Origin of the sequence: Nostoc sp. DedQUE04 (assembly GCF_034530995.1) — a bacterium.
GTDB lineage: Bacteria > Cyanobacteriota > Cyanobacteriia > Cyanobacteriales > Nostocaceae > Nostoc.
Genome location: NZ_JAVRCA010000085.1, coordinates 18,324 through 33,517, shown reverse-complemented (window position 1 = coordinate 33,517; position 15,194 = coordinate 18,324). Strand labels below are relative to the sequence as shown.

8 protein-coding genes are annotated in these 15,194 nt (G+C 43.9%); 4 read left to right on the top strand and 4 right to left on the bottom strand.

Going from position 1 to position 15,194, the window contains the following annotated elements:
* Positions 1-77 precede the first annotated feature (77 nt).
* Positions 78-626: a pentapeptide repeat-containing protein gene (locus tag RM049_RS35125; RefSeq protein WP_322707498.1), complete on the top strand. Its 549-nt coding sequence runs from the start codon at positions 78-80 to the stop codon at positions 624-626.
* Between the two features lie 151 nt (positions 627-777).
* Here the strand turns inward: RM049_RS35125 and pip are convergent, their stop codons facing one another.
* The 3 genes from pip to RM049_RS35110 all read right to left on the bottom strand — a co-directional run bounded on the left by pip (position 778) and on the right by RM049_RS35110 (position 3,960).
* Complete coding sequence (gene pip / locus RM049_RS35120) at positions 778-1,716, bottom strand: prolyl aminopeptidase (protein ID WP_322707497.1); 939 nt, start codon at positions 1,714-1,716, stop codon at positions 778-780.
* A 111-nt stretch (positions 1,717-1,827) separates the two neighbouring features.
* Positions 1,828-2,778 carry a MoxR family ATPase gene (locus RM049_RS35115; protein WP_322707495.1) on the bottom strand — a complete coding sequence of 317 codons (951 nt, stop codon included), beginning with the start codon at positions 2,776-2,778 and terminating at the stop codon, positions 1,828-1,830.
* A gap of 63 nt (positions 2,779-2,841) precedes the next feature.
* Positions 2,842-3,960, bottom strand: coding sequence for a DUF4350 domain-containing protein (locus RM049_RS35110; RefSeq protein ID WP_322707494.1), 1,119 nt, complete (start codon positions 3,958-3,960; stop codon positions 2,842-2,844).
* A gap of 443 nt (positions 3,961-4,403) precedes the next feature.
* Between RM049_RS35110 and RM049_RS35105 the strand changes: the two genes are divergently transcribed.
* Positions 4,404-9,701: an ELWxxDGT repeat protein gene (locus RM049_RS35105; protein WP_322707493.1), complete on the top strand. Its 5,298-nt coding sequence runs from the start codon at positions 4,404-4,406 to the stop codon at positions 9,699-9,701.
* Between the two features lie 843 nt (positions 9,702-10,544).
* Complete coding sequence (locus RM049_RS35100) at positions 10,545-11,222, top strand: class I SAM-dependent methyltransferase (RefSeq protein WP_322707491.1); 678 nt, start codon at positions 10,545-10,547, stop codon at positions 11,220-11,222.
* A 442-nt stretch (positions 11,223-11,664) separates the two neighbouring features.
* Here the strand turns inward: RM049_RS35100 and RM049_RS35095 are convergent, their stop codons facing one another.
* Positions 11,665-14,487, bottom strand: a complete 2,823-nt coding sequence (locus RM049_RS35095; RefSeq protein ID WP_322707490.1) for an NHLP bacteriocin export ABC transporter permease/ATPase subunit — start codon at positions 14,485-14,487, stop codon at positions 11,665-11,667.
* 398 nt (positions 14,488-14,885) lie between these two features.
* On the opposite strand from RM049_RS35095, the gene RM049_RS35090 reads away from it, so the two are divergent.
* Positions 14,886-15,080 (top strand): hypothetical protein, encoded by a 195-nt coding sequence (locus RM049_RS35090; RefSeq protein ID WP_322707489.1) that lies wholly within the window; start codon positions 14,886-14,888, stop codon positions 15,078-15,080.
* The last annotated feature ends 114 nt before the right edge of the window (positions 15,081-15,194 follow it).

Genomic DNA, 15,194 nt, shown 5'->3' with positions numbered 1-15,194 from the left:
CATCTTGAAGAAGATGAGGAAAAACTACGGGTTTCAACGTAGACGAGGTTTATGTTAATTAATGCGGGAGGTAAATAATGGTCTGGGAAATTACTGCTGAAGAGTTGCTGGAGCGCTATGCTGATGGGGAACGTAACTTTGCTGGAATCAAATTGGCTCATTATGGACTCTATGGATTTCGCCGCTCCAAACATAGTGGACTCGATCTTGATGGTGTGGTTTTGCAAGATATCAACCTGCGAGGCGCTGATTTGCGTAGTGTCTATCTGATTGGAGCCGATTTGACTGGAGCCGATTTGGGTGGTATTTTCTTGGAAAGTTGTTGTTTGGAAGGAGCAATTATCCACGATGCTAATTTGTTTGCTGCTAATGTAACGCAAAGTTCCTTCGATAAAGCCGACTTGCGGGATAGCATTTTGAGTGAGATGAATGCCACGTTTGGCCATTTCTGGGAAGTTCAAATGGGAAGTCTTGAAAATGCTATTCTCGCAGAAGCTGATTTCAGAGGCGCTCATACCGATGACGGCTTGATTTGCCGAGGAATGAATTTGATTTGGAACACCACTATGCCCAGTGGAACTGTCATTCGCGGCCCCCAGTGGGGGAATGGTCGTGATAACAGATGATAAAAATTCCTCATCTTTTGCCGCAAAAATAATTGGGAATGTCAGCTTGAATTTACCTAGCATCCTGCTAAAGATTTATTGTCGTGAGTTTGGTCTTACATCCACTCCTTTAGCGAACTCTCCCATCCCACAGGCTAAATATTCAACCGAATTAAATATTATCTGTTGCCTCAATCAAAGCACTGCAAATTCCTGGTTCACTCATCGAATGTCCGGCATCAGGAACCACTATAAATTCCGCTTCTGGCCAAGCTCGATGTAATTCCCAAGCTGATATCATCGGGCAGACTACATCATAGCGTCCCTGAACAATTACAGCCGGAATATGGCGGATGCGGTCTACATTTAAGAGTAATTGATCTTCTGTTTCCAAAAATCCCTTATTCATAAAGTAATGGCATTCAATACGTGCGAAAGCGGAAGCAAATTCACTCTCGCCAAACTTTTGCATGAGTTCAGGATCGAAGAAAAGTCTACTGGTACTAGCTTCCCAAATTGACCAAGCACGCGCTGCTGTTAATTGAATTTCTAAATCTGGATTGGTCAAACGTTTGTAATATGCTGCGATTAAATCGTCATGTTCATCTATGGGAATTGGTTTGAGATATTCTTCCCAAGCATCAGGAAAAATATAACTAGCACCCTCTTGATAAAACCAGCGCAACTCTTTTTGTCTCAGCATGAAGATGCCACGCAGAATTAATCCTGTGCATCGAGAGGGATGGGTTTGACTGTAAGCTAACGACAAAGTGCTACCCCAACTACCACCGAAAACCGCCCACTTTTCTATACCTAAATGTTGGCGCAGTTTTTCGATATCACTAACTAAATCCCAAGTGGTGTTTTCTCGTAATTCAGCATGGGGAGTACTTTGACCACAACCGCGTTGGTCAAACATGACTAACCGCCATTTTTCGGGGTGGAAATATTGCCGATAAAAAGCTGGACATCCACCACCGGGGCCCCCATGCAGCAAAACGATGGGTTGACCTTGCGGGTTTCCTGACTCTTCAAAATGGATAGTATGAAGGTCGGAAACTTGTAAACTACCTTCTAAGTAAGGCTCGATCGCTGGGTAAAGTTCTCGCATTTTGCATATTTTATCAGTAATGTTGTGATGGCGATCGCTATGTCTTGGTGAAACAACTCCCCTTCTCCCAAAATTGAGATAAGAGGGATTTACGTCAGAGGTTTAATTTTTTTACCTTGGAACTGGTACTTGATTAATTACCGACGCAATTACCGCATCCATTTGTAAACCATCCAGCATCGCTTCTGGTTTCAATATGAGACGATGACGTAGCAACGGTGATGCAACTGCTTTTACATGATCTGGCGTTACAAAATCCCTTCCCGCTAACCACGCTAATGCTTGAGATGTCTGCAACCAAGCACCAGTAGCGCGGGGTGATGCACCCAAAGTTAAATCGGGATATTGACGCGATGTTCTCACCAACGCCAACAAATAATCAACGATCGCTTCTGATACTTTAACTTCTTTGACTGCTTGTCGTGCTTGCAAAATGTCGGCTACTGTTGCAATTGGTTTCAAACGGCTAATATCTAAACGTCGTGCTGCAAAACCTGCCTGACGATTGAGTAACATTTGCTTTTCAGCAGCTTGATCGGGGTAATCTACCATCAGCTTAAATAAAAATCTGTCTAACTGTGCTTCTGGTAAAGGATAAGTACCCTCAAATTCTAGGGGATTTTGGGTTGCAATTACCCAAAATAAATCTGGTAAAGGCAAACTTTCACCATCCAGTGTTACCTGCATCTCTTCCATTGCTTCTAGCAGCGCCGCTTGTGTCTTGGGCGGAGTACGGTTGATTTCGTCTGCTAGCAATACTTCAGTAAATATTGGCCCTTTTTTCAATGTGAAATTGCGGCTATTCAAGTCAAAAATATTAGTACCAGTAATATCTGAAGGTAAAACATCAGGTGTTAATTGAATCCGGCGAAAATCCCCTTGAATTAACTGCGCTAACACTTTTACGAGTAGGGTTTTACCAGTTCCCGGTACTCCTTCTAAAATTACGTGCCCACCCGCTAGCAGCGCTACTAAGAGTTGCTGTATTAAGCTAGATTGTCCGACAATTACTTGATTAAGACCTTGACCAAGACGAATTAAAATAGGATGTGTTTCACTCATATTTTTTATTGATAAATAACCAACGCAGAGTACAATTCCAAAAAAATAATTACGAATTACGAATTACGAACTTGTACTGAGCGTAGCCGAAGTATTACGAATTAGTCTAATGCTTCGCCATTTTCCCAACCAGCTTAACAGGTCTCGTTCGCTGATGGGTTGTTTGCGAGATTGTAGCTTTAAAACTGCATCTAGTTCGGCTGCACTTGCACCTGTTTTTTCCATCCAGAAATCGATCAAGGCTTGACGTTCTAATAGTACTTGCCCTAATCCCAAGACTTTTTGGAGTTCTAGTTGTTCTTGTTTACCCACCATTTCAACAACAAAGTCGGTGGTATCAGCTTTCTGCAACACCCCGGCTAAAGCTTGGATGTATGCTTCGCTATTATCTACAACTGGTGTATCTAAAGCTACTGGCTTGCCAAAGCGGCGATTCTGCGCCCAAACTAGCACTAATAGCAGGATACCTACTTGTATCAAGATTGGAAGTAAAGGAGTGTTGGCAAAAAAGCTAGATAAATCTCCTTCGCTTTCTTTCTTCCTGACATCGGCATCTTTATAGCCGTGGATATATTCATCGACAAAGACTGTGTTACTTTTTTCAGTAACCAAACTAGCTAAATACTTGAAATTACTTAAATAATCTTGATAGGCGTTGGCAGCTAAATAAGGAGTGGTAGAAAAAATCACTTTTCCTTTTTTGTAATTTTCTTTCCAGACAACAGCACCAAAGCGATCGCCTAAATTAACTTGCTTAGAGTTAGCTTTTTTATATCGTCTACGTGTATCAATTTTAATATCACCTTCAGGAGATTTTTGCATAGTGCTAAACTCCGCTTCTGTAACCCGCGCCTTTGCACCCAAAATTACCAAAGTATTCCCTTTCTCTACCCATTCCCGCTCTTGACTATCTAGTGTGGTTTCTCTGGGATAGCCGCCTACTTGTAGCAGAGTAACTGGGTTGTTCTCTGGCTGAATATCACTAAAAGGCTTTTGCCAACGCTTGATAGAAATTCCCTGTTGTTGCATAAAAGCGTACCAAGCACCATAGCCATCAGAGTTACGGTTATAGGTAGAGCCAGCGTTAATTTTAGTATTATTGGGAGCCGCGAACAAACTAAGTAAAACGATCGCAGCCAGTGCGATCGCTCCCATCCAAGCAAGGCGATTTGGACGTTTCATTTTCGACTTTCATAGCCTTTGAATATCACTGTTAATACTTACTTATTTTTCAGGCAAAGTCAAAAATATAATTAACTTTATCAATACCTTGTCCTTTAGGACACGCTATGCAAACACCAATTTACGAGGATCGGCTAAGTTGAATCGAGACAATCACCAAGATTTCTCTTTCATTCCTTCCAACGGGTTATGTTCATATCCGTGTCGATATTGGTTGATATGGAGTGCTTATATTAACTAAACCAAATGAGCTTTATCTAAATCAAGTATAAAATTAGACATATTTGCCGAGGCTGTTTAATTTAAAAAAAAGCGAAGCTTGGGAGTTAAGCGATCGCATCGCATATTTACATAGCAAGAAAAATAGCGATCGCAATTGGGGCGTCTACTAACGCCTGATTTCCCTTGTGATTCTGAATCTAGAAGTTTAAGGAAAAACGGTTATGCCAGCAGAAGAACCATCGATTATCCTCATCAAAGATATCAATATTAACGGAGCTTCCTCCGGCCCATCATATCTGACGAATGTCAACGGCACGCTGTACTTCATTGCCTATGACACTACTGCGGGCTATGAACTCTGGAAGAGTGATGGCACCGAGGCTGGTACTGTGCGCGTCAAGGATATTAATCCTAGCACAAGTGGCTCTATTCCGCAATATCTGACGAATGTCAACGGTACACTGTACTTCAGTGCCACCGACGGCAGTGGGGGTTATGAACTGTGGAAGAGTGATGGCACTGAAGCTGGTACTGTCCGCGTTAAGGATATTTATAGTGGTACAAGTAGTTCTTCCCCCAAATACCTGACGAATATCAACGGCACACTTTACTTTGTTGCCAGCGACACCAGTGGTGGTGAGGAATTGTGGAAGAGTGATGGCACCCAAGCTGGTACCGTGCGCGTCAAAGATATTTATCCTGGTACGGCTGGCTCTAGTCCGACCTTTCTAACGAATGTCAATGGGACATTGTACTTCGTTGCTCGTGACAGCAGTAGTGGCTATGAACTCTGGAAGAGTGATGGTACTGAAGCTGGTACTGTCCGTGTCAAGGATATTTATACTGGCACAGGTAGCTCTAACCCAGCATATCTAACAAATGTCAACGGCACACTGTACTTTGTTGCCACCGACAGCACTGGGGGCACTGAACTTTGGAAGAGTGATGGTACTGAAACTGGTACCGTCCGTGTCAAGGATATTTATACTGGCACAGGTAGCTCTTTACCGTTCAATCTGACGAATGTCAACAGCACACTGTACTTCGTTGCTCGTGACAACAGTGATGGCTATGAACTGTGGAAGAGTAATGGCACCGAGGCTGGTACTATCCGTGTCAAGGATATCTACCCTGGCACAGGTGGTTCTACCCCAGAAAATCTGACGAATATCAACGGTACGCTGTACTTCACTGCCCACGATAGCAGTTGGGGCTATCAACTGTGGAAGAGTGATGGTACCGAGGCTGGTACTTTGCCCGTCAAGGGTATCGTCTCTGGCGCGAATAGTTATTCAATAGCAAATCTGACGAATTTCAAGGACACACTGTACTTTGTTGCCACCGACAGCAGTGGAGACAGGGAGCTGTGGAAGAGTGATGGCACCGAGGCTGGTACTGTCCGCGTTAAAGATATCTTCTCTGGCACTGATGGCTCTAGCCCAGAAAATCTGACGAACATCAACGGTACGCTGTACTTCAGTGCCTATGGTAGCAGTGGGGGTGAGGAATTTTGGAAGAGTGATGGCACTGATGCTGGTACTGTCCGCGTCAAGGATATTAATCCTGCTACACTCTCGTCTAGCCCAACATCTCTAACAAATGTCAACGGCACGCTATACTTCGTTGCCAACGACGGCATTAGTGGCTCTGAACTGTGGAAGAGTGATGGCACCCAAGCTGGTACCGTCCGTGTCAAGGATATCTACCCTGGTAAGAATAGCTCTTCGCCAGAAAATCTGACAAATGTCAACCGCATACTGTACTTAGTTGCCACCAACAGCAGTGGAGACAGGGAACTGTGGAAGAGCGATGGCACCGAGGCTGGTACTGTCCGCGTCAAGAATATCTACTCTGGCACGAATAGCTTTTACTTGGCATATTTGACAAATGTCAACGGCACACTATACTTTGTTGCCACCGATAGCAGTAGCGGCTCTGAACTGTGGAAGAGTGATGGTACTGAGGCTGGTACTATCCGCGTCAAGGATATCGTCTTCGGTACGGGTAGTTCTTCACCGCAAAATCTAACGAATGTCAATGGCACGCTGTACTTTGTTGCCACTGACAGCAGTAGCGGCTCTGAACTGTGGAAGAGTGATGGTACTGAAGCTGGTACTGTCCGCGTCAAGGATATCTACCTTGGCACGGGTAGCTCTAACCCATACTTACTGACGAATGTCAACGGCACGCTGTACTTTATTGCAACTGACGGTAGTGCTGGTTATAAACTGTGGAAGAGTGATGGCACCGAGGCTGGTACTGTCCGCGTCAAGGATATTTACCTTAGCGCGGATACAAATCTGACAAATGTCAACGGCACCCTGTACTTCAATGCCTATGACAGCAGTGGAGGTACTGAACTATGGAAGAGTGATGGCACCGAGGCTGGTACTGTCCGTGTCAAGGATATCTACCTTGGCACGGGTAGCTCTAATCCATACTTTCTGACGAATGTCAATGGCACGCTGTACTTCGTTGCCTATGACAGCAGTGGGGGTCGGGAGCTATGGAAGAGCGATGGTACAGAGGCTGGTACTGTCCGCGTCAAGGATATTAACCCTGGCACGAGTAGTTCTGATTCATTCTATCTGACGAATGCCAACGGCACGCTTTACTTCAGTGCAACCGACGGCAGTGGGGGTCGGGAACTGTGGAAAAGTGATGGTACTGAAGCTGGTACTGTCCGCGTCAAGGATATCTACCCTGGTATGGGTGGCTCAAATCCTTACAACCTAACTTACCTTAATAACAAACTCTACTTTTTTGCTAACAACGGCAATACCGGAGATGAACTTTTTGCCCTTGACCTGAACAGTACCCCCACTGACCTGAGTCTTAATGCCACTAGTGTTAACGAGAATGTTCCTGCCAACACAGTAATTGCTAACTTTAGCACTGTTGATCCCGATGCAAACAATACCCACACCTATAGCCTAGTTTCCGGTACAGGCAGCACCGATAACAGCGCCTTCACGATTGTTGGTAACGAGTTACGGATTAATAGTTCGCCGGACTACGAAACCAAGAATAGCTACAACATCCGTTTACGCACCACAGATCAGGATGGCTTATTCTACGAGAAAGCGATCGCGATCGGAGTCAACAATATTAACGATGCCCCAAAAGCATTAGGTACTATTGCTGACCAAACAGCAACAGAAGACGCCATCTTCAACTTTACCGTACCAACAACCACCTTCAGCGATGTCGATGCAGGCGACACCCTGACCTATACTGCTAGCCTCAGTAACGGCAATCCATTGCCGACTTGGTTAAGCTTTAATCCAACCACGCGCACTTTTAGCGGCACGCCATTAAATCAAAATGTGGGCAGCCTCAGCCTCAAAGTTACCGCAACTGATAAGGATGGAGCTACCGCCAGTAGTGTATTTGGTCTAGCGATCGCTAATATCAATGATGCTCCGGTTGTGAGTAATGCGATCGCTGACCAAATTGCTACAGAAGACACTGCTTTTAGCTTTGTGGTGCCAGCAAATACCTTCAGTGATGTGGATGCGGGAGATAATCTCGTTTACACCGCAACTTTGGAAAATGGTAATCCACTTCCTGTTTGGTTAACTTTCAACGGCACTACCTTTAGTGGTACTCCCACAAATAACAACGTTGGTAGCTTCAACATCAAAGTTATAGCCAGTGATGGAACGGCAACTGTCAGCGATGTTTTTGCATTAACAGTGGCTAATACCATTAGTCAATTTCCTAATGAAATTACTGGTACTTCAGTTGCAGACAACTTGACTGGTACGGTGAACAAGGATATTATCTCAGGATTACTGGGCAATGACACGCTCAACGGACTAGGTGATAACGACACCCTCGATGGCGGCGATGGAAATGATTTCTTAGATGGTGGTACAGGAGATGACAGTCTCATTGGTGGTAAAGGCAATGACACTTATACTGTGGACAGCATCGGCGACACTATTATTGAATCTGCCAGTGCAGGCACAGATTTAGTCAAGTCTTCTGTGAGTTGGGTGTTGGGAGCTAATCTGGAAAACTTAACCCTAACTGGAAGCACAGCAATCAATGGTACTGGTAACAGCCTTAATAACATCTTAATTGGGAATACTGCCGCTAACACTTTGAATGGAGTTGATGGCAATGATAGCCTGATTGGTGATGACGGCAATGATACCTTGTTGGGTGGTGCAGGCAATGACACCTTAGATGGAGGTTTGGGAGCAGATAGTCTCAATGGTGGAATCGGCAATGAAACTTACATCGTAGACAACCTCAACGATGCGATTACTGAAGCTTTAAATGCAGGCACAGATTTAGTTAAGTCTTCGGTGAGTTGGGTGTTGGTAGATAACCTGGAAAATTTGACCCTAACTGGAAGCTTGGCAATCAATGGTACTGGTAACAGCCTTAATAACATCTTAATTGGGAATACTGCCGCTAACACTTTGAATGGAGTTGATGGCAATGATAGCCTGATTGGTAGTGACGGCAATGATACCTTGTTGGGTGGTGCAGGCAATGACACTTTGGATGGTGGAGTTGGCAATGACAGCTTAGATGGTGGAGTCGGCGATGATATTTACATCATAGACAGCCTCAGCGATACTGTTACTGAAGGCTTAGATGCAGGCACAGATTTAGTTAAGTCTTCGGTGAGTTGGGTGTTGGGAAATAACCTAGAGAACTTGATTCTGACTGGAACTTCAGCAATCAATGGTACTGGTAACAACCTTAATAACATTCTCACAGGAAATAGTGCCGCTAATATCTTGAATGGAGTTGATGGCAACGATAGCCTAATTGGTGGTTCTGGCAATGACACCTTGTTGGGTGGTGCGGGTGACGATAGCTTAGACGGAGGTGCGGGAATTGATAGTCTCGGCGGTGGAGTTGGCAATGACATTTATACTGTAGACAACCTTAGCGATACTGTTACTGAAGATTTAAATGCAGGCACAGATTTAGTTAAGTCTTCAGTGAGTTGGGTGTTGGGAAATAACCTAGAAAACTTGACCCTGAGTGGAAGTTCAGCAATCAATGGTACTGGTAACAGCCTTAATAACATCCTGACGGGAAATACTGGCGCTAACATCTTGAATGGAGTTGATGGCAATGATCGCCTTTTTGGTAACTCAGGCAATGACACCTTGCTTGGTGGTGCAGGTGACGATGTACTCGCTGGTGGAGTTGGTCGAGATATATTGACTGGTGGAATTGGTCGAGATAGCTTCAACCTGGCTGATACTCGCACTGGAGGCTATGACACTATTACTGATTTTACTGTTGGAGATGATACTATCTTCGTTTCTAAAACAGAATTTGGACTGAGCCAATCTCAGGATACGGTACTGGATTCGAGCTTATTCCGACTTGGGACTAGTGCGACAATTGCAGGCGATCGCTTTATCTACGATCGAACTACGGGGAACCTATTCTTTGATAAAGATGGGGTTGGTAGTGCTGCACAAGTTCAGATAGCCCAGTTCTCGAATCAGGTAGCGCTTACTAGTGCAGATATTACTGTCATTGCCTAATGAAAGCGAACTAAGTAAAATCCTCGCGATCGCTGACACATTGCTAAGGGCAGAGGAAATTATCATTCTCGGTAATACAAAAGGTTAAACTCGTTGTAGTTCTCATGCTGAACATGGCAACTACAACGATAATAAAAAGCTACCTAAACCTTCTTTGCACGCGGGTTGAACGGGGATATTATGGCTATTTAAGCACACATAACATCACTCAAATTGCACAAGCGATCGCTCCTATCCAAGCAAGCCGATTTGAACGTTTCATTTTTGAGCGCTTTGTTTCAGGATTAGAAGTGTTAATACTTACTTATTTTTCTGGGAAAGTCAAAAATATAATCAAGTGGCTTCATTTTCTCAGAGCGCTCGCCTGTTTAATAGACCTGCCTTGAAAATAGAGGCTGAAACAACGCAAAATCGTTCCAAGATCATTTTCATTGTTCCTTGTGAGCGCAGCTCATGGAGTCTCTTGCAAAAATATATTTTTGCACTCTTAGGGAAAAGGGAAAAGGTTAAAGGGAAAGGATTTTGAGTTTTTTTACCCTTTTCCCCCGCCCCTTATCCCCAGAGGGGGCCCCACCTTCCCCTTTACCCCGACTTTTGCAATAAGTCTAATGAATGCTTCTAAATTTTGGGTAGCAGTGGCATTGTCAAACAGAACCTTGCTTGAGAGTTTTAGGGCTTCACGAACTGAGTATCGCTAATTGATAGAACCTAAAGAATTGCTGTAATCCGGTGTATATATGAGTTAAAATTGCGATTCTCGGAAATAGTGGAAATCCTGCATCTGGCTGCATTATCGCTTATGTTTTAAAGAAGAAGATTGTTGGTGCTATTTGAGCGGTGTTTATGGACAAAAATGAAAAACGAATCCTTGACTCATGGCAGATAAATGCTAAATTATGGACACAAGCAGTTCGTAATAAACAAATTGAAAGCCGTGCGATCGCCACAGATGCCGCTATAGTTAAAGCGATAACCCAACTTAATCCAAGAACATTCTTAGATATTGGATGCGGTGAGGGATGGTTATCTCGACAGCTTTTTTCTTTAGGAATCGATGGCTGGGGTGTTGATTTTTGCGCCGATCTTATTGAGACAGCAAAGGATAGTGGTGATTCTCGCTTTGTTGTCTGTTCGTACTCGGATCTTGCATCACAAAGATTTAGCACCATTGACTATTTCTCTTGCTTGATTTGCAACTTTTCAATTCTGGGCGAATGCGCTCTCGATCAGATCGCTAAGGCAGGTCATAGCCTGTTAGAGGACAAAGGCAAAATAGTCATTCAAACACTTCATCCGATAATTGCTTGCGGTGACTCTCCATACTCCAATGGGTGGCGCGAAACTTCATGGCAACCAAATGCAGATCGACCATTCTACCCTACTCCTTGGTATTTCCGAACCCTGGAATCATGGATTAACGAATTCCATGCTTTGAATTACCGATTGCTAAATTTATATGAGCCATCCGATCCCAAGACAAATAAACCGATTTCCATTATTTTTGTCTTTGAACGGGAGTAAAGTATTAATTAACCGGACTTGATGTTAGAGGATGTTTGAAAAGTAGTATGCTGTGATTAAAATCACATTATTACCCTTCTTAATGCCCCCTTATAAAGGCTACGGTGTACACACAAGTCTCTACGTTGTTCAATAATCTGGGTTTTACCCCACCCTAACCACTGCTTGAATTCAATAAACGACCACCCGAATTCAACAAACGACCACCCGAATTCAACAAACGACCACCCGAATTCAATAAACGACTACCCGAATTCAATAAACGACCGCCCGAATTCAACAAACGATCGCCCGAATTCAATCAACGACCGCCCGAATTCAACAAACGATCGCCCGAATTCAATAAACGACCGCCCGAATTCAATCAACGATCGCCCGAATTCAATAAACGACCGCCCGAATTTAATATATTTTAAGTTACTAATTCCATGCTGAAGCAGAACTAAAGCTCCCCTTCTAACTGTTGGGCTACCAGTCTGGCAAATAACCCTGGTTGAGCAATCAATTCCGAAAAATTACCTACCTGCACGACATGACCAGCGTCGATAACATAGATGCGATCGGCATTACGAATTGTGCTGAGGCGATGGGCAATTACCACTCTGGTAGCATTTAACTTAGCTAAACTTTCAGTTACAATTGCCTGGGTGCGGTTATCTAAAGCACTGGTCGCCTCATCCATCAAGATAATTTTAGGCTTGGAAACAAGCGATCGCGCAATCAATAATCTTTGCCGTTGTCCACCGGAAAGATTACTACCACCCTCGGCGACGATCGTGTGCATCCCCATTGGCATTTGCTTGATATCATCAGCAAAGCCTGCCATTTGTGCGGCTGACCAAGCTTCTTCTAGGGAAACTAAAGCCCCGGCGGTAATGTTATTAAAGACCGAGCCTGTACCGATTTTACCATTTTGCAGTACCACTCCTAACTGTCTTCGCACAGCCTGGAGTTCCATCTCTGCTAAATCTTTGCCATCATAATAGATGCTCCCTGTTAATGGAGTTTCAAAGCCCAATAACAACCGCAATATCGTTGATTTTCCACTTCCAGAAGACCCAATGATCGCGATAAATTCCCCTGGTTCGGCATGGAGGCTGACATCATTGAGGATTAAGCTGCCATTTTCTGAGTAGCGAAAGCTGACACGATTTAGGGCAATGCGACCGTTTAATTGTCCGGGGTTAACCTTAGTTGAATCATACTCAGGCTGCGATCGCCAAATCGGTTTTGCTCGTTCCCATATTGGTACAATACTCCAAATTTCCGATACAGTATTGCTCAGGTCAATTACTCCTTTGATAAAAATCGTCAAAGCATAGTTAAAAGCAACGAATGTACCCAGTGTTAGGCGTGTCTGCATTAACAACATAGCAAACCCAAACAGCAATATAGAACTTACCAAAGGGAGTGCTTCGTTAAATATAGAAATACCATCTTTAATCTCTTGCCAACTCGCCTTCAGTCGGATCTGCTGGCTGTATTTTTTTGCCCAAGCTGCAAATGCGCGTTCTTCTGCCATTGTCACTCGCAGTTTGGCGACACCGTTGATTAGTTGTACCGTGAGTCCCTGAATTGCACCATTGAGTTCTTGCTCTTTTTTCGATTTCTTCACCAAGAGGAAACTTGCAACAGTCGTAACCACAGTGGCAAATATTGCTAAACCCACGCCCACAAGTGCTAGTTGCCAACTGTAAATGAACATCAGCACCAAGTTGAATAAGGCAAAAACTCCACTCAACAAAGTTCGTTGAGTAGCACCGCTAAGTTTTTGATGGATTTCCCTTACCGCCATGACGCGATTGACCAAATCTCCAGAAGTGTACTGGCGAAAAAAGCTAGGGCTTAATCTGAGTAACCGATCCCAGATGGCTGGCTGTAATATGCTATCAGTGGCGCTTTCCACTCGTAGAGTAATAATGCTTTGGGCAATTTGAAAAGCTAACTGTCCAAAGGCGACTGCAAACATGACCAATCCGATCTGCCAAAGCATTGCGCGATCGCTATCGGGAATGGCATGATTGATTAAAATTGCTGTTGCTTGCGGTGCAACCATGCCCAATATTGTGCCCAGTAACCCTACCACTAAAATACTGGCGATGTCTTTTTCATAACCCTTGACCCCAAACCGCAGTAAATCAATGGCGGTGAGCGCAATTTGTGGTAATGGTCGATATAGAACGTAGGCTAATGGTGACAGTGTTTTTGCTATTGATTCATTTACAGGTGTCCGAGTCCGCGCTACGGGGTCAAAGATTGCATAATCTCGATTATCTGTAGGTAACAACGCCACTGGGCGTTCCAACTGAGTATAAGCTAACATTGCTCCTTGGTCTTGACGCCACCAGCCATCTGCTAAAGTTATACGCCGAATCCGAATTTGCGATGCTTGTGCGATCGCGGCTACAGGGTCTTTAATAGAATTCAAATCCTCTACTGGTGGACGAATCTCTATTCCCAGCGTCCGTCCAACTGCCCCAAATGCTACCAATAAGGGCGGCCCTTCTTGAGAAAAAACCGCCTCCTGCTGTGGCTGCAATACTGTTGCTAAGTCAGAAAGTGCCCCCTCTATTACTTGCTGATTAAATTGCTCGCGTTCCTGAAACTGCCGGAATTCTGCCTCTGTTTCTTTATTTGCCAGCAAACTGAAGTAGTGAAAGAAATAAGTATGCAAACTGGCTAAACCTGCCAAAACTTCCTCGGAATTTTCTAAATCTGCCGTTGGCAACATTTGTCCGATAACCGCATTTTTTGCCTCCAGCCACATATCACTCGTGAGTGGAAACGCTGGTGAGGTAGAATTCAACGTTAATTCCTCAACTCCCATCCAGTGAGTATTGCCTTGCTGCAACTTCACCCATAGGAGTGTTTGTTGTCTTCCCTGTAGCGTTTCACCGGGCGATAATGAAAAATCCTGTCCCAATGTCTGCACAAGGTTTAATGGCGTTGTTAAAACTGTTTGCTGGGCACTAAGAGATTGTCCTAAATGATTTACCCAACCTTCTAAAAATTCTATGGCTTGAGAGTCAGCCGCCGCGATTCCCTTAACCAAATCAACCATTGACATCTGGCATAATTGGGTGGATTCAATTGCGATCGCGACAAAATTCCATTGGCTTTGTGCGATTAGTTCCGGTAACAAGACTTCACCAGCGTTGACATGAAACAGATAGCGGCGATGTTCCTTTGGTAAACTGTTCTGAATAGTTGCAAACACTGCTAATGTTCCAGACTGCACTATCCAGAATGTTTCTGGATCATTCAACAGTAATGGTTCGTTTGCCTGAAAGGAGTATGGTTTGGAAAGAGGATTCACTTAGGGTAAATCGATGTGAGTTCGACGATTGGAAAAAGATATAAGAAAAACTATTGTATCCCGGCTGAATGTAACACAGATTTTTTGTGATGATGATATTACTTTAGAGGACATCAGCCTAAGGGACTTCCAAATAAAAAATAATTAATTGCTCAATCAGCAGGGAAAGCAGGGCAAGAAAAATCTGATAATCGTCTTGGATGGAAAAATTGAGTAATTTAACGTGTGCCTCCGTGGGAGACTCACGTAAATTTATAATTGCTGAAGAAGATTTGCCTTTGATGTCGCTTGAATAAGGAAAATGATAGAGTTAAAGGCGATCGCATAGCGAAAAATGTAAATAAGATATGGCTGACCAAAAAGATAAAGCTCAAGAAAAAAACCGCCTTGAACAGCTTCAAGAAGAACAAGGCAACACCGATCCTAAACACTCAGGCGGTGCTGGCGCTTCTGGTGGCAACTCAGGTGCAGGTAAATCTGGCACATCAAAAATTTCTGCCACTGGTACACCTGATGATATCGAAAAAATTGATCGAGAGTAAAGCTGATTTTGACGATGAGTCAAGGTTTAACTGCCTCGGCAATCATTAGCAACTCAACAATGGTGGATTGAATACCTGATTATTAGACATCTTGCAAAAGTAACTTTTGCCTTG

Bases quoted from the DNA above. Each gene is read 5' to 3' on its own strand.
- RM049_RS35125 (WP_322707498.1), top strand. From the start codon at position 78: ATGGTCTGGGAAATTACTGCTGAAGAGTTGCTGGAGCGCTATGCTGAT.
- pip (WP_322707497.1), bottom strand. From the start codon at position 1,716: ATGCGAGAACTTTACCCAGCGATCGAGCCTTACTTAGAAGGTAGTTTA.
- RM049_RS35115 (WP_322707495.1), bottom strand. From the start codon at position 2,778: ATGAGTGAAACACATCCTATTTTAATTCGTCTTGGTCAAGGTCTTAAT.
- RM049_RS35110 (WP_322707494.1), bottom strand. From the start codon at position 3,960: ATGAAACGTCCAAATCGCCTTGCTTGGATGGGAGCGATCGCACTGGCT.
- RM049_RS35105 (WP_322707493.1), top strand. From the start codon at position 4,404: ATGCCAGCAGAAGAACCATCGATTATCCTCATCAAAGATATCAATATT.
- RM049_RS35100 (WP_322707491.1), top strand. From the start codon at position 10,545: ATGGACAAAAATGAAAAACGAATCCTTGACTCATGGCAGATAAATGCT.
- RM049_RS35090 (WP_322707489.1), top strand. From the start codon at position 14,886: ATGGCTGACCAAAAAGATAAAGCTCAAGAAAAAAACCGCCTTGAACAG.